The 25804-nt window shown below is 66.7% G+C and carries 20 protein-coding genes and 1 tRNA gene; 15 read left to right on the top strand and 6 right to left on the bottom strand.

Translation table 11 applies throughout. From position 1 onward, the window contains the following. The first annotated feature begins 12 nt into the window (after positions 1-12). The 4 genes from ACIP5T_RS07540 to ACIP5T_RS07525 are packed head-to-tail and all read left to right on the top strand — an operon-like array spanning position 13 to position 4209. Positions 13-990, top strand: coding sequence for a carbohydrate ABC transporter permease (locus ACIP5T_RS07540; RefSeq protein WP_042539064.1), 978 nt, complete (start codon positions 13-15; stop codon positions 988-990). Beyond that, the gene (locus tag ACIP5T_RS07535) at positions 987-1820 is read left to right on the top strand and encodes a carbohydrate ABC transporter permease (RefSeq protein WP_400861964.1); all 834 of its coding nucleotides are present in this window, start codon (positions 987-989) and stop codon (positions 1818-1820) included. The genes ACIP5T_RS07540 and ACIP5T_RS07535 overlap by 4 nt, the downstream gene beginning before the upstream one ends. After that, positions 1817-3328: a glycoside hydrolase family 3 protein gene (locus ACIP5T_RS07530; protein WP_400861963.1), complete on the top strand. Its 1512-nt coding sequence runs from the start codon at positions 1817-1819 to the stop codon at positions 3326-3328. Before ACIP5T_RS07535 ends, ACIP5T_RS07530 begins: the two co-directional genes overlap by 4 nt. Positions 3329-3342: 14 nt before the next feature. Beyond that, a complete protein-coding gene (locus tag ACIP5T_RS07525) occupies positions 3343-4209 on the top strand; it encodes a MurR/RpiR family transcriptional regulator (RefSeq protein WP_400861962.1) in 867 nt (288 codons plus the stop codon). 66 nt (positions 4210-4275) lie between these two features. Here ACIP5T_RS07525 and ACIP5T_RS07520 read toward each other — a convergent pair whose 3' ends face one another. Next, on the bottom strand, positions 4276-5196 hold the full coding sequence (locus ACIP5T_RS07520) for a sugar kinase (RefSeq protein WP_400861961.1): 921 nt from the start codon (positions 5194-5196) through the stop codon (positions 4276-4278). Positions 5197-5362: 166 nt separating this feature from the next. On the opposite strand from ACIP5T_RS07520, the gene ACIP5T_RS07515 reads away from it, so the two are divergent. From ACIP5T_RS07515 to rpoC, 6 genes are all read left to right on the top strand, one after another. Beyond that, positions 5363-7036, top strand: coding sequence for an ABC transporter substrate-binding protein (locus ACIP5T_RS07515; protein WP_400861960.1), 1674 nt, complete (start codon positions 5363-5365; stop codon positions 7034-7036). Positions 7037-7122: 86 nt separating this feature from the next. After that, a complete protein-coding gene (locus ACIP5T_RS07510; RefSeq protein WP_079112336.1) occupies positions 7123-8127 on the top strand; it encodes an ABC transporter permease in 1005 nt (334 codons plus the stop codon). 34 nt (positions 8128-8161) lie between these two features. Beyond that, the gene (locus tag ACIP5T_RS07505; protein ID WP_400861959.1) at positions 8162-9127 is read left to right on the top strand and encodes an ABC transporter permease; all 966 of its coding nucleotides are present in this window, start codon (positions 8162-8164) and stop codon (positions 9125-9127) included. Continuing rightward, positions 9124-10827 carry an ABC transporter ATP-binding protein gene (locus ACIP5T_RS07500; RefSeq protein WP_400861957.1) on the top strand — a complete coding sequence of 568 codons (1704 nt, stop codon included), beginning with the start codon at positions 9124-9126 and terminating at the stop codon, positions 10825-10827. The genes ACIP5T_RS07505 and ACIP5T_RS07500 overlap by 4 nt, the downstream gene beginning before the upstream one ends. Before the next feature lie 230 nt (positions 10828-11057). Beyond that, positions 11058-14561 carry a DNA-directed RNA polymerase subunit beta gene (locus ACIP5T_RS07495; protein WP_400861956.1) on the top strand — a complete coding sequence of 1168 codons (3504 nt, stop codon included), beginning with the start codon at positions 11058-11060 and terminating at the stop codon, positions 14559-14561. An 85-nt stretch (positions 14562-14646) separates the two neighbouring features. Beyond that, positions 14647-18522, top strand: coding sequence for a DNA-directed RNA polymerase subunit beta' (gene rpoC / locus ACIP5T_RS07490; RefSeq protein WP_400861955.1), 3876 nt, complete (start codon positions 14647-14649; stop codon positions 18520-18522). Between the two features lie 69 nt (positions 18523-18591). Here the strand turns inward: rpoC and ACIP5T_RS07485 are convergent, their stop codons facing one another. Beyond that, positions 18592-19179, bottom strand: a complete 588-nt coding sequence (locus tag ACIP5T_RS07485; protein ID WP_400861954.1) for a hypothetical protein — start codon at positions 19177-19179, stop codon at positions 18592-18594. A gap of 85 nt (positions 19180-19264) precedes the next feature. Between ACIP5T_RS07485 and ACIP5T_RS07480 the strand changes: the two genes are divergently transcribed. The 4 genes from ACIP5T_RS07480 to ACIP5T_RS07465 all read left to right on the top strand — a co-directional run bounded on the left by ACIP5T_RS07480 (position 19265) and on the right by ACIP5T_RS07465 (position 21368). After that, complete coding sequence (locus ACIP5T_RS07480; RefSeq protein ID WP_400861953.1) at positions 19265-20194, top strand: carbohydrate kinase family protein; 930 nt, start codon at positions 19265-19267, stop codon at positions 20192-20194. An 86-nt stretch (positions 20195-20280) separates the two neighbouring features. Then, a tRNA-Tyr gene (locus ACIP5T_RS07475) sits at positions 20281-20365 on the top strand. Positions 20366-20425: 60 nt separating this feature from the next. Next, positions 20426-20842, top strand: a complete 417-nt coding sequence (locus ACIP5T_RS07470) for a hypothetical protein (RefSeq protein WP_400861952.1) — start codon at positions 20426-20428, stop codon at positions 20840-20842. A gap of 52 nt (positions 20843-20894) precedes the next feature. Next, on the top strand, positions 20895-21368 hold the full coding sequence (locus tag ACIP5T_RS07465) for a heme-binding protein (RefSeq protein WP_400861950.1): 474 nt from the start codon (positions 20895-20897) through the stop codon (positions 21366-21368). Positions 21369-21396: 28 nt separating this feature from the next. On the opposite strand, the gene ACIP5T_RS07460 is transcribed toward ACIP5T_RS07465, so the two are convergent. From ACIP5T_RS07460 to ACIP5T_RS07445, 4 genes are read right to left on the bottom strand one after another with little or no spacing between them, the layout of a single operon-like run. Then, the gene (locus tag ACIP5T_RS07460; RefSeq protein ID WP_400861949.1) at positions 21397-22374 is read right to left on the bottom strand and encodes a GNAT family N-acetyltransferase; all 978 of its coding nucleotides are present in this window, start codon (positions 22372-22374) and stop codon (positions 21397-21399) included. Between the two features lie 57 nt (positions 22375-22431). After that, positions 22432-22908 carry a hypothetical protein gene (locus tag ACIP5T_RS07455; protein ID WP_400861947.1) on the bottom strand — a complete coding sequence of 159 codons (477 nt, stop codon included), beginning with the start codon at positions 22906-22908 and terminating at the stop codon, positions 22432-22434. A gap of 44 nt (positions 22909-22952) precedes the next feature. Then, on the bottom strand, positions 22953-23471 hold the full coding sequence (locus ACIP5T_RS07450) for a gluconokinase (RefSeq protein WP_400861946.1): 519 nt from the start codon (positions 23469-23471) through the stop codon (positions 22953-22955). A 7-nt stretch (positions 23472-23478) separates the two neighbouring features. Further along, positions 23479-24888 (bottom strand): GntP family permease, encoded by a 1410-nt coding sequence (locus tag ACIP5T_RS07445; protein ID WP_400861945.1) that lies wholly within the window; start codon positions 24886-24888, stop codon positions 23479-23481. A 137-nt stretch (positions 24889-25025) separates the two neighbouring features. On the opposite strand from ACIP5T_RS07445, the gene ACIP5T_RS07440 reads away from it, so the two are divergent. After that, entirely contained in the window at positions 25026-25733 is a 708-nt protein-coding gene (locus tag ACIP5T_RS07440) for a FadR/GntR family transcriptional regulator (RefSeq protein ID WP_400861944.1), read from the top strand. Positions 25734-25804 lie beyond the last annotated feature (71 nt).

Below are 25804 nucleotides of genomic sequence, written 5' to 3'. Positions count from 1 at the left end.
CTGTATCCCTTCATGTCGATGGTGCAAGCGCCACTGCCGGCCACGAAGGCAGAGTCCACCTCCGCCTCCGTGGCCGGCGGCCAGCCCCGGCGGCGAGGACTCTCGCTGCTCACGGCCCGCCCCTGGCTTCTTCTCGCTCCCGGGCTGGTCATCCTCGCGGTGCTCATGCTCTGGCCGCTCATCCAGGTCTTCATCTTCTCGCTGCAGGACTACGGTCTCCGCGAGATCAACACCGGCGAGAACAACTGGATCGGCGTCGACAACTACGTCGAGGCGCTCACCAACCCGACACTGTGGACCGTCGTCCTGCCGAACACCGTCGGCTTCGCCGCCGTGGCCGTGTTCGTCACGGTGGCGGTCGGCACGCTGGTCGCTCTCCTGCTCGCGAAGCTGGGCACGGTCTGGCGCACCATCGTCTCGAGCTGCATCATGGTCGCGTGGGCCATGCCCGCCGTCACCGGCACCTACGTCTGGACGTTCATCTTCGACGCCGACCGCGGCATCTTCAACACCACGCTGCAGAACCTCGGTCTGATGGACGAGCCGGTCAACTGGTTCACCAACCAGTGGTCGTTCTACGCGATCGTGCTGCTGAACGTCGTGCACCACGGATTCCCGTTCGTGGCGATCACGGTGCTCGCCGGTCTTCTCGGCGTCTCGAAGGAGATGCTCGAGGCGGCGGCACTCGACGGAGCGAACGCCTGGATGCGCTTCTGGAAGATCATCTTCCCGACGCTCAAGCCCGTCTTCTCGGTCGTCATCATCCTGTCGACGATCTGGGACTTCAAGGTCTTCGCGCAGGTCTATCTGATGCCGGGCGGAGGAGGCGGCAACCGATCGGTGCTCAACCTCGGCGTCTGGTCGTACGTCGAGTCCTTCGGTCAGAACCGCTACGGGTTCGGTGCCGCCCTCGCCGTGCTGCTCACCCTCGTCCTGATCGGAATCACGATCGTGTACATCCGCTCCCTCATGAAGGAGGACGAGCTGTGAACCCCCGCCCGTCCGCCATGTCGCGCCTCGGCACCGGCATCGCGATCGCCGCCGTCCTGATCTTCACGCTGTTCCCCGTGTACTGGATGGTCTCCAGCGCGTTCGACGGCAAGGCCTCCAGCGGCGGCCAGTCGCTGCTGCCTCAGGAGTTCACGTTCGACAACTTCGCCTTCGTCCTCACGGACGGCGGCTTCGGCACCTACCTGCGCAACTCGGCGATCGTCGCGCTGGTCACGGTGCTCGTCAGTGCGCTGGTGTGCCTGCTCGCGGCCGTCGCCGTCGCGCGCTTCCGCTTCAAGTTCCGCACGACCGTCCTCATGATGATCCTCGTCGTGCAGATGGTGCCGCTCGAGGCTCTCGTCATCCCCCTCTTCCTGCAGGTCAAGAGCCTGGGGCTGCTCAACAGCATCCTCGGTCTGATGGTCGTCTACGTCGCGCTCTCGCTCGCCTTCGGGATCTGGATGCTGCGCGGCTTCGTCGCCGCAGTGCCGGTCGAGCTCGAAGAGGCCGCGTACATCGACGGCGCCAGCTGGTGGCGGATGTTCCGCTCGATCCTGCTGCCGCTCGTGATGCCCGGCCTCGTGGCGACGAGCATCTTCAGCTTCATCACCGCATGGAACGAGTTCATCTTCGCCATGACGATCCTCGGCAGCGAGACCGACCAGTACACGGTCTCGATCGGTCTGAAGTCGTTCTTCGGTCTGCACTCCAACGACTGGGGCAGCATCATGGCCGCGTCGACGATCATCACGATCCCCGTCATGGTCTTCTTCGTGATCGTGCAGCGTCGCCTCTCGGCAGGCATGGTCGCCGGAGCGGTGAAGGGATGACGGACGAGCTCGTCCGCCTCGCCAACGGGGTGCTGTGGCCAGGGTTCCTCGGCACCGAGGCGCCGGACTGGCTGCTCGCCGAGCTGCGCGACGGCCTGGCGGGTGCGGTGTACTTCAGCCAGAACGTCGGCGAGGGGCTGTCTGCGCTGAGCGACGAGATCCTCCGCGCGAACCCCGACGCCCTGATCGGCATCGACGAGGAGGGCGGCAACGTCACGCGTCTCGAGTCCACGGCCGGTTCCACGCTCCCGGGGGCGGCGCAGCTCGGAATCGTCGACGACATCGAGGCGACGAGGGAGTCCGGAGCCGAGCTGGCTCGACGAGTCGCCTCGGTCGGCGCCAACGTGGTGCTCGGGCCCGTCGCCGATGTGAACACGGATCCCCGAAATCCTGTGATCGGCGTCCGGTCCTTCGGCAGCGATGCAGAGCTCGTCGCCCGACACGTGCAGGCGGCGGTCGACGGCCTCCAGAGCAACGCGGTCGCCGCGTGCGTCAAGCACTTCCCCGGCCACGGTGACACGCATCTCGATTCGCACCACGCGCTTCCCGAGATCTCGCTCGGCATCGAGGAGTTCGAACGCGTGCACCTCGAGCCGTTCCGCGCGGCGATCGCCGCGGGAGTCGATGCCATCATGACCGCGCACATCGTCGTTCCGGAGTGGGGGGCAGAGCCGGCGACGCTGAATCCGCGCGTGCTCGGAATGCTGCGCGACTGGGGCTTCGACGGTGTCATCATCTCGGACGCCCTCGATATGGCGGCGATCCGCGAGACCGTCGGCATCGGCCGAGGCGCCGCACGGGCTCTGGCCGCCGGCACCGATCTGCTGTGCATCGGCAACCCGACGAACCGCGGCGAAGCCACGCTCCCGGACCAGGACCGGCAGGACTTCCTCGCCGCGCGCGACGGCATCATCGCGGCGGTGGGCGACGGCTCGCTGTCACGCGAACGCCTCGCCGCTGCGGCCCAGCGCGTCGCCCGCCTGGCCGAGACCCTGCGCACCCGTGCCACGACCGAGACTTCCGTCGAGTACGACGGATTGGAGATCGTCCGACGTGCGATCACCGGAGCGACCGCGGATGCCGAGGTGCTCGCGGTGGTCGATGCCCGCCGTCGTTCGACCCTCGCTGTCGACAGTGCCTCTGCGTACGTGGCCGCGACACTCGCCGCGGACGGTCACCGTGAACGTGTCGACGTCGCGCGCGCGTCGATCGAAGAGCAGGACGCCGCTCTCGAGCGAGCCGTTCTGGCCGAGGGGCTGACGGTGATCCTGCTGGATCGACCTGATGCCGACGAGGCGCAGCGCTCATTGGTCGAGCGCGCTGCGGTGCGCGATCCGGAGGCGGTCGTCGTCAACGTCGGGCTCACGGGCCAGCGACCTCTGCCGCTTCCCGTCGTGGAGGTCGGATCTGCGAGCAGAATCGGTGCGCGGGCCGCCAGAGACCGACTGACCGGCGGGTCCTCGCGCCGCGCCGATCAGTCGCCCGCCAGCGCAGATCCGCCCGACTGAGGCAGGATGACACCGTGGACGACGATGTTCTCGCGCTGGTGCGCCGATCCGTTCCTCGACTGAGTGCTGCAGAAGCACGGGTCGCGGAGACGATCCTCGGCGACCCCACGCTCGTCGTCGATCTCGCCATCAACGACCTCGCCCAGCTCTGCCACACGTCTCTGTCGACCGTGGCCCGATTCGCTCAGTCGCTCGGCTTCAGCGGGTATCGGGAACTGCGGGTGGCGGTGGCTCGCACGGTCACGCTCGCGCAGGCGCAACGGGCGCGTTTCGGTCTCGACACCACCGCGATCGACCCGGACGACGAGCCGTCGGCGATCGCCGCGAAGCTCGCCGCTCAGGAGATCGACGCGATCGAGAAGACGGCGCTCGGGCTCGACGCGGACGCACTCGATCGGGTCGCGAGGGCCGTCGTGGCCGCCCGCCACGTCGATCTGTTCGGCCAGGCGGCCTCGTCGCTGACCGCGCAGGACCTGCAGCAGAAGCTCGCGCGCATCGGCTGCTCCGTCGCGCACTCCGCTGATCCGCATCTGGCTCTGACGACGGCGTCGTTGCGGACCTCGGACGACGTCGTCATCGCGTTCTCGCACGGAGGCGAGACCCAGGAGGTCGTCCGCGCCGTCGAGATCGCCCGAGACGCGGGCGCGCTGTCAGTGGCCATCACGAGCGCCCCCGACTCGACGCTCGCGCTCGCTGCCGACATCGCGCTGATCACGTATGCACAGGAGTCGCCGTTCCGGATGGCCGCGATGTCGAGCCGCATCGCGCAGCTGGCCCTGGTCGACATCCTGTTCGTGCGCGTCGTCCAGCACCGGGGTGAACCCGTGGTCATCCCCCTGCAGCTCACGCACGATGCTGCAGCGTCTCGTCGCCGCCGTTAGCAGGAACCGGGCTGGCGCTCGCGCCGGCGGATGGCGTCCTCGTCATAGGCGGGATCCGACGGGGGATCAGTCGATGTGATCGCGGGTGCTGACCAGCGCTCGTGTGGCGATCCTGTGCGCGCGGGCGAGGCTGCCCGTGAGGGAGAGCCCGGTCAGCACGCCGGCGAGGAAGCCGGCGGCGAATGCGTCTCCTGCGCCGATCGATTCCACGACCGGCACGTCGAGCGACCTGCTGTCGGTGCGCTCGGCACCGTCGAACGCGACGGCGCCGTCCGGGCTCGTGGCGAGCAGATAGCGCGGCTCGGGGAACAGCTCGCGCAGTCGGTCGGGCTCGGCGGTGCCGAACACCGACTCTGCGTCGGGTCGAGTGCAGAATGCGATGTCGGCGCGACGCACGTAGTCCGAGATCACTGCGCGTCCCTCGTCCTCGCGTCCGCGCCAGAGCGCAGGGCGCCAGTTCACGTCGAAGCTGAGCAGCCGACCGTCGCGGGGCGCGTCGAACAGCGCATCCTGCGCTGCACGAGCGGACTCGGAGAGGGCAGGAGTGATCCCCGAGGTGTGCACGAGCGCCGCCTGGGCGAGAAGAGCGGATGCTGCGGGGGAGCCGAGTGTCGCGGGCGACAGCGCCGCGGCCGCCGAGCCCGAGCGGTAGTAGTGCATCGTCCCGTCGATCGAGCCGTCCGGGCGCGGCGACAGCTCCTTGACGTAGAGACCGGTGGGCGCCTCCGCGTCGACGTCGACGGCTGAATCGTCGACGTCGTGCCTGCGCAGCTCGGCCGTGAGGAATCGTCCGAAGCCGTCGTCGCCCACACGGGACACGACAGCAGTGCGGATGCCTGCCGAGGTCAGTGCGATCGCGGTGTTCCATTCCGCCCCGGCGAGCGAGCGATGGAAGGTGCGCACGTCCTCGAGGGGAGCGGCAGTGGCGGGGACGAAGGAGACCAGGCCCTCGCCGACGCAGACGGCGAGGGGAGATGTGTCGGGCACGTTCTGGAGGCTACCTGATCGACCACGGCCCCGGACATCCGTAACAGGAATGCAACCTGGAGGTGTTTGCATCGGTATGCGCACTGGGTAGCGTCGAGGCATCACCGTTCCGGAGTCGACGATGTCTTCGGGACGCGCAAGTTGCGCTCGACAGGAAGGTCACACAATGCACCACTCAGTCATGCGTCGGCGAGGACTCCTCGCCGTCACCGGAGCCGCACTCGCGGCGCTGGTCCTCTCGGGATGCGTCGCCAGCGAGCGCGGCGACGACGGCGGAGAGGCTGCCGGCGATGTCGACGGCACCTTCGTGTTCGCCGCATCCTCGGACCCGGCCAGCCTCGACCCGGCATTCGCCCAGGACGGCGAGAGCTTCCGCGTCTCGCGCCAGATGTTCGAGGGGCTCGTGGGCACCGAACCGGGCACGGCCGACCCGGCACCGCTCCTCGCCGAGTCGTGGGAGTCATCCGAAGACGGCATGAGCCACACCTTCACCCTGAAGGAAGATGTCACCTTCCACGACGGCACACCGTTCAACGCCGAGGCCGTGTGCGCGAACTTCGACCGCTGGTACAACTGGACCGGCCTCGCGGCATCAGAGGCATTCGGCTACTACTACAACAAGCTCTTCAAGGGCTACGCCGACAGCCCGGCGGACGCCGTCTACAAGTCCTGCACCCCTGACGGCGACTACTCCGTCACGATCGACCTGAACAAGCCGTTCGCCGGCTTCGTCGCGTCGCTGTCGCTGCCGTCCTTCTCGATGCAGAGCCCGTCGGCGCTGCAGGAGTTCGGCGCCGACGACGTCAGCGGTTCCGCCGAGGCTCCCGTGCTCTCCGAGTACGCGATGGGTCACCCGGTCGGCACCGGCCCGTACCAGTTCGACGAATGGGCGCCGGGCGAGCAGGTCACGCTCAAGGCCTACGGCGACTACTGGGGCGATGCTGGACAGATCGACGAGATCATCTTCCGCACGATCGATGACCCGACCGCTCGTCGCCAGGCGCTCGAGTCGGGATCGATCGACGGCTACGACCTCGTCGGTCCCGCCGACACCAAGGCGCTCGAGGATGACGGCTTCACCATGGTGTCCCGTCCTCCGTTCACGATCCTCTACCTCGCCTTCAACCAGGCCGTGCCCGAGCTGCAGGACCCCAAGGTCCGCGAGGCGCTCTCGTACGCGGTCGACAAGGATGCGCTGATCAGCCAGGTCCTGCCCGAGGGCACCGAGAAGGCGATCGAGTTCGTGCCCGACACGGTCAACGGCTACAACCCCGACGTCACGACCTACGACTTCGACCCCGAGAAGGCCAAGTCGCTGCTCGCAGAGGCAGGCTACGACGAGGCCAACCCGCTGAAGCTGACCTTCAACTACCCGGTCAACGTCTCGCGTCCGTACATGCCGGACCCCGAGCAGATCTTCACGGTGCTCTCGTCGCAGCTCGCCGAGGTCGGCGTCGAGACCACCCCGGTCTCGGAAGAATGGGTCGAGTACCTCGACCGCACCACCGGAACGTCCGACCACGGCATCCACCTGCTCGGCTGGACCGGCGACTACAACGACACCGACAACTTCGTCGGCGTCTTCTTCGGCCAGCAGAGCTCTGAGTGGGGCTTCGACAACCCTGAGCTGTTCCAGAAGCTGAACGAGGCTCGCGGTGTCTCCAACCTCGAGGACCAGACGGCCCTCTACGAGGAGATCAACGAGATGGTCGCGCAGTTCATCCCCGGTGTCCCGATCGCGCACCCGGCACCGACACTGGCGTTCGACCCTCGCGTCGAGAGCTATCCCGCCAGCCCGGTGAACGACGAGGTCTTCACGGACATCGTCCTCACCGAGTAGGTCTGACCGACTGAGTTGCCCACCCGGGTCTCCGCGCTCGCCGCGGAGACCCGGGCCCGGCGTACCTTCTGATCAACGGAGACCTTTTGCTGCGCACCATCGGCAGGCGACTGCTTTTCCTCATTCCCACCCTGATCGGCCTCAGCATCCTGCTGTTCGCCTGGGTCAGAGCCCTGCCAGGCGGCCCGGCCGTCGCTCTTCTCGGCGAGAAGGCGACTCCGGAGGCCGTCGCCAGGGTCAACGAGCTCTACGGCTTCAACAAGCCGATCCTGGAGCAGTACTTCATCTGGGTCGGACGCCTCCTCCAGGGCGACTTCGGAACGTCCATCCAGACGAACCGGCCCGTGACGGAGGAGTTCTTCCGCCGATTCCCCGCGACGATCGAGCTCAGCGTGCTGGCGCTCATCTTCGCGGTCGGCGTCGGCATCCCGCTCGGCTACTGGGCGGCTCGTCGCCACGGCAAGTTCACCGACCATGCGTCTGTGGTGCTGAGCCTCGTGGGCATCACCATCCCGGTGTTCTTCCTCGCCTTCATCCTCAAGTACGTGTTCGCCGTGCAGCTCGGGTGGCTGCCGTCGGACGGGCGCCAGAACCCCCGAATAGATGCCACGCATCCGACGGGTTTCTACGTCTGGGACGGCATCATCACCGGCGAGTTCGACGCCTCCTGGGACGCGCTCATGCATCTCGTCCTCCCGGCGCTCGCACTCGGCACCATCCCGCTCGCGATCATCGTCCGCATCACCAGGGCGAGTGTCCTGGAGGTCCAGAACGCCGACTATGTGCGCACCGGTCGGGCGAAGGGCGTCGGCTCGTCGACGCTGCGCAGTCGCTTCATCCTGCGCAACGCGATGCTGCCGGTGATCACGACGATCGGTCTGCAGACCGGGCTCCTGATCTCGGGGGCGGTGCTCACCGAGACGGTCTTCGCGTTCCCCGGGATCGGATCCTTCCTCGCGAGGGCGATCTTCACACGCGACTTCCCGGTGCTCCAGGGGTTCATCATCTTCATCGCGATCGCCTACGCGCTGATCAACCTGGCGGTCGACGTGTCGTACAGCTTCATCGATCCGAGAGTGCGGGTGCAGTGATGACCCGTCTCGTTCTCCGAAAGGGGGTGGCGTCATGACCATCTCGCTCCCACCCGCACAAGGCCCGTCGGCAGCGAGCGGCTCGGTCGTCGACACCGTCGCCGTCAACCAGGCCGGCCTCAAGGAGGGGCCCGGCGGATTCTGGCGCGACGTGTTCCGCCGCCTCCGTCGGAATCCGACCGCGTGGATCGGCGCCGGCATCGTCCTGGTGTTCATCCTGGTGTCAGTGCTCGCGCCCGTGCTCGCTCCGTACCCCGAGACCGCGCTGCCCGGCGCGAAATACATCACCCCGACGCACATTCCCGGCCCGGGCGAGCTGCCGGAGTTCCCGCTCGGCCTCGACCGCTTCGGCGGCGATGTGCTCTCCAAGCTCATCTGGGGTGCGCAGGCGTCGTTGCTGATCGGTGTCATCTCGACGGCACTCGGTCTGATCGGCGGAATGATCCTCGGTCTTCTCGCCGGCACGTTCGGCGGATGGGTCGACACGCTCATCATGCGCATCGTCGACATCATCCTGTCGGTGCCGAACCTGCTGCTGGCCGTCTCGATCGCTGCGATCCTCGGTCAGACGCAGTTCGCGGTGATGATCGCGATCGGTGCGTCGCAGGTGCCGATCTTCGCGCGCCTGCTGCGCGCGTCGATGCTGCAGCAGCGATCGAGCGACTACGTGCTGTCGGCCCAGACACTGGGTCTCGGCCGCGGTCAGATCACGATGTCGCACGTGCTGCCCAATGCGATCGGCCCGGTCATCGTGCAGGGGACGCTCACACTCGCCACCGCTGTCATCGATGCGGCGGCGCTGTCGTTCCTCGGCCTCGGCGGCGGTCGACCCGAGACGGCCGAGTGGGGGCGCATGCTCACCTACGCGCAGGCCGAGCTCGCCATCGCGCCGTGGCTGGCATTCCTGCCCGGTATCTGCATCGCGGTCACCGCACTCGGCTTCACCCTGTTCGGTGAGGCTCTGCGCGAGGCCATGGACCCGAGGACGAGAGCACGATGAACGCTGCGAAAGAGAACCGCGTGCCTGACGCGCCCCTGCTGTCGGTCGAGGGCCTGGCCGTCGACTTCGCGACCATGGACGGCGTCGTGCACGCGGTCGAAGGTGTCGACCTCGAGATCGCCCCTGGCGAGACCGTCGCGATCGTGGGGGAGTCCGGGTCGGGCAAGTCGACGACCGCGATGGCCATCATCGGGCTGCTCGCCGGCGGCGGTCGCGTCGCCGCGGGAAGCATCCGCCTCGACGGCCGTGACATCACGCGCGCCTCCGAGAACGAGCTGCGCACGATCAGGGGGCGAGACATCGGCCTCGTGCCGCAAGACCCGATGTCCAATCTGAACCCGGTCGCCAAGATCGGCACCCAGGTCGCCGAGACCCTCCTCGCGCACGGTCTCGCCACGAGGCAGAACGTGAAGGAGAAGGTCGTCGAGGCGCTCACCGCCGCGGGCCTGCCCGACCCCGAGCGTCGTGCGAAGCAGTATCCGCACGAGTTCTCGGGCGGCATGCGCCAGCGCGCGCTGATCGCGATCGGTCTGGCGTGCAAGCCGCGCCTGCTGATCGCAGACGAGCCGACCAGTGCGCTCGACGTCACCGTGCAGCACACCATCCTCGACCAGATCGGTCAGATGACGCGCGAGCTCGGCACGGCCGTGCTGCTCATCACGCACGACCTCGGTCTCGCGGCCGAGCGCGCCGAACGCGTCGTCGTGATGCACCGTGGCAGGGTCGTCGAGCAGGGGCCGGCGAAGCAGATCCTCGAGTCGCCGCAGCATCCGTACACCCAGTCGCTGGTTGCAGCCGCACCGTCGGTCGCGGCGGCACGCCTGCGGCCGGAGGCCTTCCGCGTCGAGGAGCGTCCCGTCGATGCGACGGATGCTCCTGCGACGGCGGATGCGGTGACACCCAGCGGTGCGGCGGACAACATCGTCGAGTTCGAGCACCTCACCAAGGTGTATCCGGTCCGAGGCCAGAAAGAGGACTTCGTCGCTGTGAACGATGTCTCCCTCGCGATCCCGCGCGGCGAGACGGTCGCGATCGTGGGGGAGTCCGGTTCGGGCAAGACCACCACGGCGCGGATGCTGCTGAAGATCATCGAGCCGACGAGCGGCCTGATCCGCTACGGGGGCAAGGACATCGCCACCCTCGACCGAGCGGAGACCAAGGACTTCCGCCAGCGGGTGCAGCCGATCTTCCAGGATCCGTACTCGAGCCTCAACCCGATGTTCACGATCGAGCGCCTGATCTCCGAGCCGCTCGATTTCTACAAGCGCGGAAGCAGCGCCGACAGGCGCAAGCGCGTCCGTCAGCTGATCGACGACGTGGCGCTGCCTCAGTCGATGCTCCGGCGGTATCCGTCGGAGCTCTCCGGCGGTCAGCGGCAGCGTGTCGCGATCGCCAGGGCGCTCGCCCTCTCGCCCGATCTGATCGTGTGCGACGAGCCGGTGTCGGCGCTGGACGTGCTCGTGCAGGATCAGATCCTCACTCTGCTAGGCGACCTGCAGACCGAATACGGGCTCAGCTATCTGTTCATCTCGCACGACCTCGCCGTCGTGCGGCTGATCAGCGACTACGTGTGCGTCATGAAGGACGGCTCGCTCGTGGAGGCCGCTTCGTCGGAGGAGATCTTCACGAACCCTCGTGATCCGTACACGCGACGCCTGCTGTCGTCGATCCCGGGGAACGAACTCAACATCGCCTCCTGAGTCGATCCGCGCCGGACCTTCCGGGCCTTCTTCGGGTGCCAATACCGCAGCATCCGAAGAAGGTCAAGGATTGAGCTTGCCATGTCGCAAGATCATGCGTATAGTTGGTAGTTGCGCTCGCTTCTCCCTGCCCTCATATGGTGGTCGGCATTTCGTTGAGCATCCGGGCGCACACTCACCTGACGACAAAGGAATCGAGAAGCCCTGCGGGGCTCACGGAGGTTATTCCCTTGGCTGCTGCTCGCAACGCATCCACCACCACCACCACTAAGAACGGACGCGGAGCATCCCGTCTTTCGTTCGCCAAGATCTCCGACACGCTGACGGTCCCTGACCTTCTCGCTCTGCAGACCGAATCCTTCGGATGGCTCGTCGGCAACGACGCCTGGAAGGCTCGTGTCGCAGAGGCCAAGAAGGCCGGCCGCACAGACGTGAACGAGAACAGCGGCCTCGGCGAGATCTTCGAGGAGATCTCCCCGATCGAGGACCTCGGCGAGACGATGCAGCTGTCGTTCACGAACCCGTACCTCGAGCCGGAGAAGTACTCGATCGAGGAGTGCAAGGAGCGTGGCAAGACCTACGCCGCTCCGCTGTACGTCGAGGCCGAGTTCATGAACCACCTCACCGGTGAGATCAAGACCCAGACGGTCTTCATGGGCGACTTCCCGCTGCAGACCGACAAGGGAACGTTCATCATCAACGGCTCCGAGCGCGTCGTCGTCTCGCAGCTCGTGCGTTCGCCCGGTGTCTACTTCGACAAGACCCCCGACAAGACGTCCGACAAGGACATCGTGTCGGCGCGCGTCATCCCGAGCCGTGGTGCATGGCTCGAGTTCGAGATCGACAAGCGCGACCAGGTCGGCGTGCGCGTCGATCGCAAGCGCAAGCAGTCGGTCACCGTCTTCCTCAAGGCGCTGGGCATGACCAGCGAAGAGATCCTCACGGAGTTCGCCGGCTACACCTCGATCGAGGAGACGCTCGCGAAGGACACCATCGTCACGAAGGAAGATGCGCTCCGCGACATCTACCGCAAGCTGCGTCCGGGCGAGCAGGTCGCCGCCGAGGCCGCACGTGCGCTGCTCGACAACTTCTACTTCAACCCGAAGCGCTACGACCTGGCGAAGGTGGGTCGTTACAAGATCAACCACAAGCTCGGTCTCGATGCACCGCTGACCGACTCCGTGCTCACGGTTCAGGACATCGTCGCGACGATCAAGTACCTCGTGCGTCTGCACGCGGGAACGGAAGAGACCTTCCCCGGCATCCGCTCGGGCAAGAAGGCCGACATCCGCATCGCGACCGATGACATCGACAACTTCGGCAACCGTCGCATCCGCGCGGTCGGCGAGCTGATCCAGAACCAGGTCCGCACCGGTCTCTCCCGCATGGAGCGCGTCGTCCGCGAGCGCATGACCACGCAGGACATCGAGGCGATCACGCCGCAGACCCTGATCAACGTGCGCCCCGTCGTCGCCGCGATCAAGGAGTTCTTCGGAACGTCGCAGCTGTCGCAGTTCATGGATCAGAACAACCCGCTCGCGGGTCTGACCAACAAGCGCCGTCTCTCGGCTCTCGGACCCGGTGGTCTGAGCCGTGACCGTGCAGGTGTCGAGGTCCGTGACGTCCACCCGTCGCACTACGGCCGTATGTGCCCCATCGAGACTCCTGAAGGCCCGAACATCGGTCTGATCGGTGCTCTCGCGACCTTCGCGCGCATCAACTCGTTCGGCTTCATCGAGACCCCGTACCGCAAGGTCACGGGCGGCGTCGTCACCGAGGACATCGACTACCTGACGGCTTCGGAAGAGGTCGACTTCAACATCGCGCAGGCCAACGCCCCGCTCGACAAGAACGGTCGCTTCATCGAGAGCCACGTCCTGGCCCGCCCCAAGGGCGGCAGCGGCGAGGTCGACATGTTCCTCCCGGAGGACATCGGATACATCGACGTCTCGCCGCGCCAGATGGTGTCGGTCGCGACCTCGCTCGTGCCGTTCCTCGAGCACGACGATGCACAGCGCGCCCTCATGGGTGCCAACATGCAGCGTCAGGCTGTGCCGCTGCTGCGCAGCGACTCGCCGCTCGTCGGAACCGGTATGGAGGGCTACACCGCCATCGACGCCGGCGACGTGCTCACGGCTGAGAAGCCGGGTGTCGTCACCGAGGTCTCTGCAGACCGCGTCACCGTCATGCTCGACGAGGGCGGCACGCAGGACTACCACCTGCGCAAGTTCGACCGCTCGAACCAGGGCACGTCGTACAACCAGAAGGTCGTCGTCAACGAGGGCGACCGCGTCGAGGTCGGAGAGGTCATCGCTGATGGCCCCGCCACCGAGAACGGCGAGCTGGCACTCGGAAAGAACCTCCTCGTCGCGTTCATGACGTGGGAAGGCTACAACTTCGAGGACGCGATCATCCTCAGCCAGGACCTCGTGAAGGACGACACCCTCTCCTCGATCCACATCGAGGAATACGAGGTCGACGCCCGCGACACGAAGCTCGGCAAGGAGGAGATCACCCGTGATCTCCCGAACGTCAGCCCTGAGCTGCTGAAGGATCTCGACGAGCGCGGCATCATCCGCATCGGCGCAGAGGTCCGCCCCGGCGACATCCTCGTGGGCAAGGTCACGCCGAAGGGCGAGACCGAGCTGTCGGCGGAAGAGCGTCTGCTCCGCGCGATCTTCAACGAGAAGAGCCGCGAGGTCCGTGACACCTCCCTGAAGGTGCCCCACGGTGAGCAGGGCACGATCATCGCCGTCAAGGAGTTCAACGCGGAAGACGGCGACGACGAGCTCGGCTCGGGCGTCAACCGCCGCGTCGTGGTCTACATCGCCCAGAAGCGCAAGATCACCGAGGGTGACAAGCTCGCCGGTCGTCACGGCAACAAGGGTGTCATCGCGAAGATCCTCCCGATCGAGGACATGCCGTTCCTCGCGGACGGAACTCCGGTCGACATCGTGCTGAACCCGCTCGGCATCCCGGGTCGAATGAACTTCGGCCAGGTGCTCGAGACCCACCTCGGGTGGATCGCGAAGCAGGGCTGGAAGGTCGAGGGAAACCCCGAGTGGGCTACCAAGCTCCCGAAGGATGCCTTCGAAGCCGCCCCCGGCACCAAGGTCGCCACCCCCGTGTTCGACGGTGCGAGCGAGGAGGAGATCGCCGGTCTCCTCGACGCGACCATCCCGACGCGCGACGGCGTCCGTCTGATCGACTCCACCGGAAAGGCCCAGATGTTCGACGGCCGTTCCGGCGAGCCGTTCCCGGCGCCGATCTCGGTGGGCTACATGTACATCCTGAAGCTCCACCACCTGGTCGACGACAAGATCCACGCGCGTTCGACTGGTCCGTACTCGATGATCACCCAGCAGCCGCTCGGTGGTAAGGCGCAGTTCGGTGGCCAGCGATTCGGTGAGATGGAGGTGTGGGCCCTCGAGGCCTACGGTGCCGCTTACGCGCTCCAGGAGCTCCTCACGATCAAGTCCGACGACATCCTCGGCCGCGTCAAGGTGTACGAGGCGATCGTCAAGGGCGAGAACATCCAGGAGCCCGGCATCCCCGAGTCCTTCAAGGTGCTCATGAAGGAGATGCAGTCGCTCTGCCTGAACGTCGAGGTCCTCTCGGCAGACGGCACGCTCGTCAACCTGCGTGACACGGACGACGAGGCCTTCCGCGCAGCGGAAGAGCTCGGCATCAACATCTCCAGCCGCTTCGAGGCCGCCTCGATCGACGAGATCTAAGGTTCAGGCCGCCGACTGAGCGTCATGCCCGGTCGGCGGCCCACCTCCCCGATTTCTTCAGAAGAATTCCTACACAGGAGAATTTGTGCTCGAGTCAAACACTTTCGATGAGCTTCGCATCGGCCTGGCCACCGCGGACCACATCCGCGCCTGGTCCTACGGCGAGGTCAAGAAGCCTGAAACCATCAACTACCGCACCCTGAAGCCGGAGAAGGACGGTCTCTTCGGAGAGCAGATCTTCGGCCCGTCCCGCGACTGGGAGTGCGCCTGCGGAAAGTACAAGCGTGTCCGCTTCAAGGGCATCGTCTGCGAGCGCTGCGGCGTCGAGGTCACCAAGTCCTCGGTCCGTCGTGAGCGCATGGGTCACATCGAGCTCGCCGCTCCCGTCACCCACATCTGGTACTTCAAGGGTGTTCCCTCGCGTCTCGGCTACCTGCTCGACATGGCGCCGAAGGACCTCGAGAAGGTCATCTACTTCGCCGCCTACATGGTCATCTCGGTCGACGAGGATGCTCGTCACCGCGACCTGGGCACGCAGGAGAACAACATCCGTCTCGAGCTGAAGACGCTCGGAGACCGTCGCGACGCGAAGATCGCCGAGCGCCTGGCTCGCCTGGAGGAGGAGCTCGCTTCCCTCGAGGCGGAGGGCGCCAAGGCCGACGCGAAGAAGAAGGTCAAGGACGCCGCCGAGAAGGAGATGTCGCTCATCCGCAAGGGTGCCGACGAGGCGATCGCCAAGCTCGAGCGCGTGTGGGAAGACTTCCGCACCCTCGAGGTCGGTGCACTGCGCCCCGAGGATGACGTCTTCCACGAGCTGCAGGACCGCTTCGGTCAGTACTTCGAGGCCTACATGGGCGCCGAGTCGATCCAGCGTCGCCTCGCGGCGTTCGACCTGGCCGCTGAGGCGGAGAGCCTGCACCTGCAGATCTCCGAGGGCAAGGGCCAGCGCAAGATCCGTGCGATCAAGCGTCTGAAGGTCGTCAACTCGTTCCTGGAGACCGGCATGAGCCCGGCCGCCATGGTCCTCGACGTCGTTCCGGTGATCCCGCCGGAGCTGCGCCCGATGGTGCAGCTCGACGGTGGCCGCTTCGCGACCTCCGACCTCAACGACCTCTACCGTCGTGTGATCAACCGCAACAACCGTCTTCGTCGTCTGATCGACCTCGGCGCCCCCGAGATCATCGTCAACAACGAGAAGCGGATGCTGCAGGAGGCCGTCGACGCACTGTTCGACAACGGCCGTCGTGGTCGCCCCGTCACCGGTACCGGCAACCGCGCCCTGAAGTCCCTCAGCGACATGCTGAAGGGCAAGCAGGGTCGTTTCCGCCAGAACCTGCTCGGCAAGCGCGTCGACTACTCGGGCCGTTCGGTCATCATCGTCGGCCCGCAGCTGAAGCTGCACCAGTGCGGTCTGCCCAAGCAGATGGCTCTGGAGCTCTTCAAGCCGTTCGTGATCAAGCGCCTGATCGACCTCGGTCACTCGCAGAACATCAAGGCAGCCAAGCGCGCTGTCGAGCGCACGCGTCCCGAGGTCTGGGACGTGCTCGAGGAGATCATCCGCGAGCGTCCGGTGCTGCTCAACCGTGCACCCACCCTGCACCGTCTCGGCATCCAGGCCTTCGAGCCTCAGCTCGTCGAAGGCAAGGCCATCCAGCTGCACCCGCTCGTCTGCGCGGCGTTCAACGCCGACTTCGACGGTGACCAGATGGCTGTCCACCTGCCGCTGTCGGTCGAGGCTCAGGCCGAGGCCCGCGTGCTGATGCTGGCGTCGAACAACATCCTGAAGCCGTCCGACGGCCGCCCGGTCACCCTGCCTTCGCAGGACATGATCATCGGTCTGCACCACCTGACCACGGTCAAGGTCGGCGCAGCCGGTGAGGGCCGTGCCTTCGGTTCGGTGGGCGAGGCGATCCTGGCGAAGGACGAGGGCACCCTCGACCTGCAGGCCAAGGTCCGCATCCGCATCCCGGGTCTGACGTTCCTCGAGGGCGAAGCTCCCGAGGGCTACGAGCGTCATGGTCTCGTCGATGCATCGCTCGGACAGGCGATCTTCAACGACACGCTTCCCAAGGGATACCCGTTCGTCCGCGAGCAGGCTGACAAGAACAAGCTGTCGCAGATCGTCAACAAGCTGGCCGAGGAGTACCCCAAGGTCGAGACGGCTGCGTCGCTGGACCGTATCAAGGACGCCGGTTTCTACTGGGCAACTCGCTCCGGTGTGACCGTCGCTCTGAGCGACATCCTGACGCCGCCGAACAAGGCTGAGATCGTCGCCGGTTACGAGAAGCAGGCCGCGAAGGTCCAGTCCCAGTACGAGAAGGGCCTGACGACCGACACCGAGCGTCGCCAGGAGCTCATCAAGATCTGGACCGAGGCCACGGACGAGGTTCAGGCCGCGATGCGGGCGAACTTCCCCGAAGACAACACCATCAACCGCATGGTGTCGTCGGGTGCTCGTGGTAACTGGCTGCAGATCCGGAACATCGCCGGTATGCGTGGTCTCGTCAACAACCCCAAGGGTGAGATCATCCCGCGTCCGATCATCTCCTCGTACCGCGAGGGGCTGTCGGTAGCGGAGTACTTCATCGCGACGCACGGTACCCGTAAGGGTCTCGCCGACACCGCTCTGCGTACCGCCGACTCGGGTTACCTGACCCGTCGTCTGGTGGATGTCTCGCAGGACGTCATCATCCGCGAAGAGGACTGCGGCACGTCGAAGGGCCTCGAGCTCCCGATCGCCGCTCCGAACTCGCAGGGCGAGCTGGTGCGCGACGCGAACGTCGAGAACTCGGTGTTCGCTCGTACGCTGGCCTCCGACGTGGTCGACAGCAAGGGCGAGGTCCTCGCTTCTGCCGGTGACGACGTGGGTGACGTGCTGATCGACAAGCTGGTCGGACTCGGGGTCGAGAGCATCAAGGTGCGCTCCGTCCTGACCTGCGACTCCGCTGTCGGTGTCTGCGCACAGTGCTACGGCCGTTCGCTCGCGACGGGTAAGACCGTCGACATCGGAGAGGCCGTCGGCATCATCGCGGCCCAGTCGATCGGTGAGCCCGGTACCCAGCTGACGATGCGTACCTTCCACACCGGTGGTTCGGCTTCGGCCGATGACATCACGCAGGGTCTGCCCCGCGTGCAGGAGCTCTTCGAGGCGCGTACCCCCAAGGCTGCGTCGCCTATCGCAGAGGCCGACGGTCGCATCACGATCGACGAGACGGACAAGGCCAAGAGGCTCATCCTGACGCCCGACAACGGTGACGAGGAAGTGATCTACCCGGTCCTGAAGCGTGCGACGCTTCTGGTCGAGGACGGTCAGCACGTCAGCGTCGGTCAGCCGCTCCTGGTCGGCACGCTCGACCCCAAGGAGGTCATGCGTGTCATGGGTGCCCGCGAGGTGCAGCGTTACCTCGTCGGTGGCGTCCAGGGCGTGTACCGCTCGCAGGGTGTGCCGATCCACGACAAGCACATCGAGGTCATCGTCCGTCAGATGCTCCGCAAGGTCACCGTCGTCGATCACGCCGACACGACCCTGCTTCCGGGTGAGATGGTCGACCTCAAGCGCTACCAGGCGATCAACCGCGAGGCTGTGGCAGAGGGCAAGCGCCCGGCGTCCGGCCGTTCGGAGCTGATGGGTATCACGAAGGCGTCGCTCGCGACGGAGTCGTGGCTGTCGGCCGCCTCCTTCCAGGAGACGACCCGCGTGCTCACCGAGGCTGCGATGCAGGGCAAGCGCGACCCGCTGGTCGGTCTCAAGGAGAACGTCATCATCGGTAAGCTCATCCCCGCCGGAACCGGTCTCTCGAAGTACCGCGACGTCACGGTCGAGGCGACGGAAGAAGCCAAGAGCGAGCGCTACCCGAACCGGATCTTCGCATCCGACGGCGCGTACGCTGACGGCGACTTCGGCTACGTCGACTTCGACGCGTTCTCGACGGACGACATCACGCCGGGTACGTACAACTGACGTACTGAGTGAGTGAGAAGGCCCCGGGCGTTTCGCCCGGGGCCTTCTTCGTGCCCGGATGCGAGCGGGTCACTCGAAGAGGTGGGCCACGATGCTCGAGGTGTAGCCCTCGGGGGCCAAGTTGGAGTATTCGGAGTCGATCAGCACGTCGTCACGCCAGAACAGGGTGCGCCCGTCGGTGACCGGGTACTGGGTGTTCGGCCAGGTCTTCTCGCAGCGGGTGCCGCCGTCCGGAGTGAAGCAGGTGAAGCCCTCATCGGCGACGAGAGCGTTCAGCATGTCGAGGGCCGGACCGCGGTTCATCAGAGAGATCGTCGTGACGAGACGGGTGGTGTCGGCCTTCGGGTCCGCCCAGATGCACGTCAGCGCGCCGTCGTCGCCCACTCCGGAGGGTCCGAAGGCCGCATCGTTGAGAGGGATGCCGTCGAGCTGCGCCAGCACGTCCTCCGAGAGGATGGCGCGGCAGTCCGTCGGCAACGCGATCGGCGTGGTCGTCGGTGTCGGCGAGGTCGTCGGGTTGGCCGACTCGTCGGGCGACGAACTCGACGGCTTCGGGGATTCGCTCGAACCTCCGGATCCCGAGCCGGCCGGACCGCAGCCGGTGAGCACTGCGACGAGCAGAAGAGCCGCAGCTCCGGCGGCGAATCGAGCGTTCATGCGCTCACCGTAGCGCTGCGCCCTGCCCACGCCGGGAGGCTGACCGAACCGTCGCCGAAGCCGCTCTCGCGGTAGTGTCGGCAGAATGAGTGATGATTCCTCCCGTGTGCCCGGTGCAGTCGTCGTCGGAGACGCGCTGATCGACGAGATCCACGACGACGGCGGTGTGCGAGAGCTGGTGGGCGGCGCGGCGCTGAACGTCGCCGTCGGTCTTCGCCGGCTGGGCGTTCCGACGACCCTGATCGCGATGGTCGGAGAGGACGAAGCGGGCGCGCACATCCGCGAGTACCTCGCGGATCACGATGTGCGGCTGATCTCGAGTGAGGCGCCGCTCGGCTCATCTCGTGCGATCGTCCAGCGCGGGGCCGACGGCGAGCCCGTGTATGTCTTCAACGAGGCCGCGCGGAGGCGCAGCATCCGGTACTCCGATGAGGCGGGTCGAGCGATCGCCGATTCGAGTCTCGTGGCCGTCAGCTGCTTTCCCTTCGACGTCCCCGCCGAGGTCGATGCGTTCCTCGAGGCCGTCGGCGATGCTCGTCTCGCTGTCGACCCGAATCCGCGTTCGGGGATGCTGACTGACCGCGCAGAGTTCGTGCGGGGCTTCGAGCGTGCGGCCGCCGGGGCATCGATCGTGAAGGTCGGCGCAGATGATGCGTCGCTCCTGTACGACGGGGATCTCGACGCTCTCAGGGCGCGGCTGCGCGCACTCGGGGTCAGTGCCGTTCTCGCGACAGCGGGCGCCGATGGTGCGGCTCTCGAGTCGGATGCCGGAATCGTCACGGCGCCGATCTCGACGCTGCCTGGACGCGTCGTCGACACCGTCGGGGCCGGAGATGCGACTCTCGCCGCCGTGGCCGCAGGGCTCGCGCACGGCACGCCGTCTGACGTCGACGGGTGGCAGCAGCTGCTCGATCGAGCGATGGACGTGGCCGCTGCGACGTGCCGCGCCGAGGGCGGGCTGCTGCGGACTCCGGAGTCCCTGGCCGACCCTGACCAGGGCGTCTTCGGGAGCTGAGCGCTCGATTTCTCACGCCTGCCCTTGGCAGGTATGATTATCTATCGTGCCCCCGGTTGGCTGTCGAAGTTGGACGGGTGCGCTCTGGCGAGTTACCCAAGCGGCCAAAGGGATCTGACTGTAAATCAGACTGCTCAGCATTCGGGGGTTCGAATCCCTCACTCGCCACCACTGAAAGCCCCGGAACGCCTCAGGCGCCCGGGGCTTCGTCATCTCCGGTGAGCGGGCAGTATGGATGCGGGGATCGATCATCCGGGGAGTGCTGCGGACCAAGAGGAACTGAGCGCGCTGCGCAGGTGGGGCACCAGTGCCCTGCAGTACTTCCTCTGTCTGCTGCCCCTCGGGGCGGCCGCGGCGGTGTTCTTCCTCGTGAGCGGCAGCGTCAGGGTCGCGCGGCACGAAGAGCTTCGCGACGCGGTGTTCGGATGGCCGTTCGGATGGGTGACCCAGGACCTCTCGCGGTACCAGCCGACGGAGTACCCGGCGACGATCACGTTCGAGTATCAGCGGGCGTGGCACGATCCGATCGACACCTCGTACGACTGGTGGCTGTTCGCCGCGAACAGCGCGATCCTGAGCGTCATCCTGACGGCGATGCTGCTGATCGGACTCGGAGTGCTCAGGGCGCGGCGCGCGCTTCGGGAGTAGCGCAGTGCGGCGGCTACAGTCTCAAGCGAACCATCTACGAGAGGCACCGCCGATGACCGACCAGACGAGGCTCGCACAGTTGGAGAGGGAGCACGTCGAACTGGTCCTGCGTCGGTTCGACCGCGCGGACGCGTGGCGGCTCGGGCGCTCCATCGCAGAGCGGGCGCTGGCTCAGGGGGCTCCGGTTGCGGTCGATGTGCGCACGGCTTCGGGCGTCCTGTTCCACGCATCGCTGCCGGGAGCGACGGCCGACAACGACGTCTGGGTGCAGAAGAAGGCCGCGACCGCCCTGCGGTTCGAGACCAGCACCGCGTTGCTCGAAGAACGGGTCGCCAGCGGTGAGCGCGACATGCACGAGCCGGGATGGCTCGACCCCGTCACGTATGCCGTCGCCGGCGGGTCGGTGCCTGTCCGAGTCGACGGCGTGGGCGTCGTCGCGGTCGCGACGGTGTCGGGGCTTCCCTCAGCCGACGATCACGACCTCGTCGTCGAGGGGATCACGGCGCTGGGGCTGCTCGTGGGGTGACGTGTGAGTCGCAGGCGGTGACAGCGACTCACCCCGGGTTCACGGTTCTCTGGAAGATCGCTTCGAACTCGACAGGCACAAAGCCGAGCATGCTGTTGATCGAGCGCATCCAGATGTTCTGATCGTCGGTGCTGGTCCTCACGCGACCGACTCCGTGCAGCGCGCGAGCAGTCTGAAGGTTCGCGAGTTTCACGGCGGCACCCAGCGCATGCCCCCTGTGGTCTTTCAGGACGAGTGTTCCTTCGATCCGAGCGTGTCCACCCTGCGTCTCAGAGGTGACGAGGCAGGTCCATGCCGCCACCTCGCCGCTGGCATCCACTGCGACCGTCTCCACAGCGGTCGAGCCCTGTGCGTTCCACAGCTCGATCTCCTCGAGGTACTCGGCCGCCGTGACCGGTGATTCGAGCCAGGCCAGCTCTCCGTTCGGTGCCTCTGCATCGACCAGACCCTTGATCCGGCCGACCTCCTCGCGGAGGCCTTCGGGCACACCGTCGATATGGCTGGTGACCGTGTAGCCCGCCACCGCCGACTGCTCGGGCAGCGATACGGCGCGAAGATCCAGTTCGACGACCGTCTCCGTTGTGGCAGACGCGAATCCCAGGGGTTCGAGGAAGCCTCGCGCGAGCGTCGAGATCGCGTCGCGCGTCGGCCTGTACGCCCTCGCGACGAACCGGGCGACCACCGGAGGGCTCTGCTCTTCAGCCGCACGCACCAACGCGCTCCCGATTCCACGATGCTGGAGATCAGGAAGCACCCACGCGAAGATCCATGCGGTGTCAGGCACGCTGTCATGCGTCACGCTCGCGCCGAATCCGACCAGTCGCTCGTCGTCCCACGCTCCGAGAAGTCGGGTGGTCCATCCGTCGTCAGCACGCCACCCGAGAGTCCGTGCGTCTGCGCCCGCACCCCGCCAGCCCGGTCGCGCGTGCTCGTTCGCGGCGGTCTCGACGAAGTAGGCGCTGCGCATAGCGCGGTCATCTGAGACGTCCAGCGATCGAATCTCCATGTCCTCAACCATACGAACCCACGAGGGAGCGGCAGTGCGATCAGTGGCTTCCCGCGGTCAGCGGCGGATCTCGATCTCCGCGAACGGATAGTGGCAGTCGCCGGTGGCACCGGCTTGCTCGCAGTCCTGATCGGGCGCAAGCATCAGCAGCGCCGGTCCCGTGAGATCGGGTGGCAGATCGACCGAGACGCTGGTCGCTCCGATCTCGAGGCGTGAGCCGGTGCTCGTGTCGCCATCGGCAGTGCGGACGATCAGTTCTCCCGCCCACTGCTCGTCGATGCGGCACTCGGCAGGATCGACGGATACGGAGACGGTCTGGCCCGACCGTGGCGATGCCGAATCGATCGTCAGCATCAGCGCCAGCCCCTCGCACGCCCGTGAGGCAGCCGGGGGAGCGCTCGCTCCGATACCCGTGCTTCTCGCATCACTCGTCGGATCGTGCGGGGTGTCGGGGGCGGCGGCCTGCGGCGAGCATCCCGCGAGCCCGGCACTGAGCATCAGCGCCACGAGCACTGCTGGGGACGGGTGCCGCATCGGGTTCCTCATGACTCTTGAGTGTCGCGAGCCGAGGAATCGTCTCAGTAGTCGGGGTGCAGGCGTAGCCGGGAGGCGATCTGCGCAGCCTGCTCGGCGGGGGTGAGCGCGATGTCGATCTCGATCGCCCTCTCGTCGTCCTCGAGCGGTTCCAGCGTGGCGAACTGCGAGTCGAGCAGCGTCGCGGGCATGAAATGACCCTGGCGGCGCAGCATCCTGTCGAGGATCAGCTCGCGCTCACCGGCGAAATGCACGAAGGTGACGGCGTCGCGGCGAAGCACGTCACGATAGCTGCGGCGCAGCGCCGAGCACGTCACGATGCCGGGTTCGCCGGCCTCGATGCGTGCGTCGATCCACTCGGCGATGCGGTCGAGCCAGGGCCAGCGGTCGTCGTCGTTGAGCGCATGGCCGGCGGCCATCTTGGCGACGTTCGCCTCGGGGTGCAGATCGTCGCCCTCTTCGAAGGCCCAGCCGAGGCGGCCGGCGAGCATGGCCGCGACAGTGGACTTGCCGGTGCTGGCGACGCCCATGAAGACCAGGACAGGTGCGTTTACGGACATCATGGCGCGCTCAGACGAAGATGCTCAGGACGAGGACCCCGGCGAGACCGGTGACCGAGATGAGGCACTCGAGCACCGTCCACGACTTCAGGGTCTGCGGGATGCTGAGGCCGAAGTACTCCTTGATGAGCCAGAAGCCCGCGTCGTTGACGTGCGACAGGAAGACCGATCCAGATCCGATCGCGAGCACGAGCAGCGCGACCATGGGGGAGTCGAGGGTCTCGGTGAGCGGCTGCAGGATGCCGGCGGCGGTGATCGTCGCGACGGTCGCCGATCCGGTGGCGATGCGGATGACGACGGCCACCAGCCAGGCGAGGATCAGCACCGAGACCGAGGATCCGGAGACGAACTCGGCGATCACGTTGCCGATGCCGGTATCGACCAGCACCTGCTTGAAACCGCCGCCCGCGCCGACGATCAGCAGGATGCCGGCGATCGGGCCGAGCGACGATCCCACGATGTCGTTGATCTTGCTGCGGTCGAAGCCGGCGCCGTGTCCGAGGATGAAGAAGCCGGCGAGCACCGCGATGAGCAGTGCGATGACCGGGGTGCCGAGGAAGTCGAGTGCGAGCTTCCAGGGGGCGTCCGAGCCTGCGGCCGAGATGTCGGCGACAGCCTTCGCGAGCATGAGGAACACCGGCAGCAGGATGCTGAAGAGCGTGGCGCCGAACGAGGGGCGACGACGCTGCTCGACACCCTCGTCCTCCTCGGTGACGAACAGCTCGGGCACCGGCACATCGACCCAGCGCTCGGCGAAGCGTGCGAAGAGGGGGCCCGAGATGATCACGGCGGGAATCGCCACGATCACACCGAAGGCGAGGGTGAGGCCGAGGTTGGCGCCGAGGGCATCGATCGCCGCGAGAGGGCCGGGGTGCGGCGGGACGAGGCCGTGCATGGCGGAGAGGCCGGCGAGCGTGGGGATCGCGATGCGCATGAGCGGGGCGCCGGAGCGCCGCGCGACGAGGATGATGACCGGTACGAGGAGCACGAGGCCGACCTCGAAGAACATGGGGAGGCCGATGACGGCGCCGATGAGTCCCATGACCCAGGGCAGCGAACGTGCGCTGGCCCGGCTGACGAGTGTGTCGACGATGCGGTCGGCGCCGCCGGAATCCGCGAGGAGCTTGCCGTAGATCGCGCCGAGCGCGATCAGGATGCCGACCCCACCCATGGTGGTGCCGAAGCCAGTCGAGAAGCTGGTGACCGACGAGGCGATGTCCATGCCGGCGATCGCGCCGGTGGCGAGCGCGCCGATGGTGAGCGACAGGAAGGGATGCAGCTTCACCCAGGTGATGAGGACGATGATGATCGCGATCCCCAGCACTGCGGCGGTGATCAGCTGACCGGCGGGGCGGTCAGGGGCTGCGGTGTCGGCGACTGCCGTCATGAGCGCGTCGGCGGCGGGGGTGAAGAGTGCCATGAGCTTCCTTGATCCGGGCGTGGTTTACGACCTTATGCCGTACATAATAAGCACGCATACCACGTCATGCGCAACATAAACGAAACATTGATGTGAGATGTCCCACGTCACCGATTCGCGACGGGCATACTCGACATATGACCGTCGCCGGCCCTGCAAGCCCCGTTCACGACTCGCTCGTCGCCGAGCTCGGTCGCGCGATCGTCGATGGCGAACATCCGCCGGGCTCGCGGATGCTGACGGTCGAGGTGGCTCAGCAGAGGGGCGTGTCCCGTTCTGCAGCACGCGAAGCGGTGCGGGTCCTGGAGTCCTACGGCCTGGTCTGGGTGCGGCGCAAGTCCGGCGTCGAGGTGCGGCCGCGCGCCGACTGGAATGTCTACGCGCCGGAGGTGATCGCATGGCGGCTCGCGGGTCCGGGGCGTGACGAGCAGCTCCGCGAGCTCAGCCAGCTGCGTTCAGTGATCGAACCTCTCGCTGCGCGCCTCGCTGCAGGCATGGCCACCTCGGAGCAGAAGGTCGATCTCGTGTCACTCGTCGTCGCGATGGGCGAGGAAGATCATGAGGCGGATCGCGAGCGGTATCTCACGGCCGACATCCGGTTCCACCGCCTCCTCCTCGAGGCATCCGGCAACGGGATGCTTTCCGCCCTCGGAGGCACGGTGGAGGCGGTCCTCCGCGGACGCACCGCCCACTCGCTCATGCCGCACGTGGCGAACCGGAACGCTGTGCAGTGGCACCGGGATGTCGCGTTCGCGGTGGCGAGCGGCGACGCGGATGCGGCGTCCGCTGCCATGCGCAACATCGTCTCGGAAGCCGATGAGGCCATGCAGCGCGCCGCCGAATAGGCCTGCTCGCCGCGGCTCCCGACCGATATCTCGGTATACGTCTGCTCGCGCAGTATTCCGCGCTCGGTCGC

Source organism: Microbacterium sp. NPDC088619, assembly GCF_044752825.1.
GTDB lineage: Bacteria > Actinomycetota > Actinomycetes > Actinomycetales > Microbacteriaceae > Microbacterium.
The sequence above is the reverse complement of the archived record's forward strand: the minus strand, read 5'-3'. Positions and strand labels throughout refer to the sequence as shown.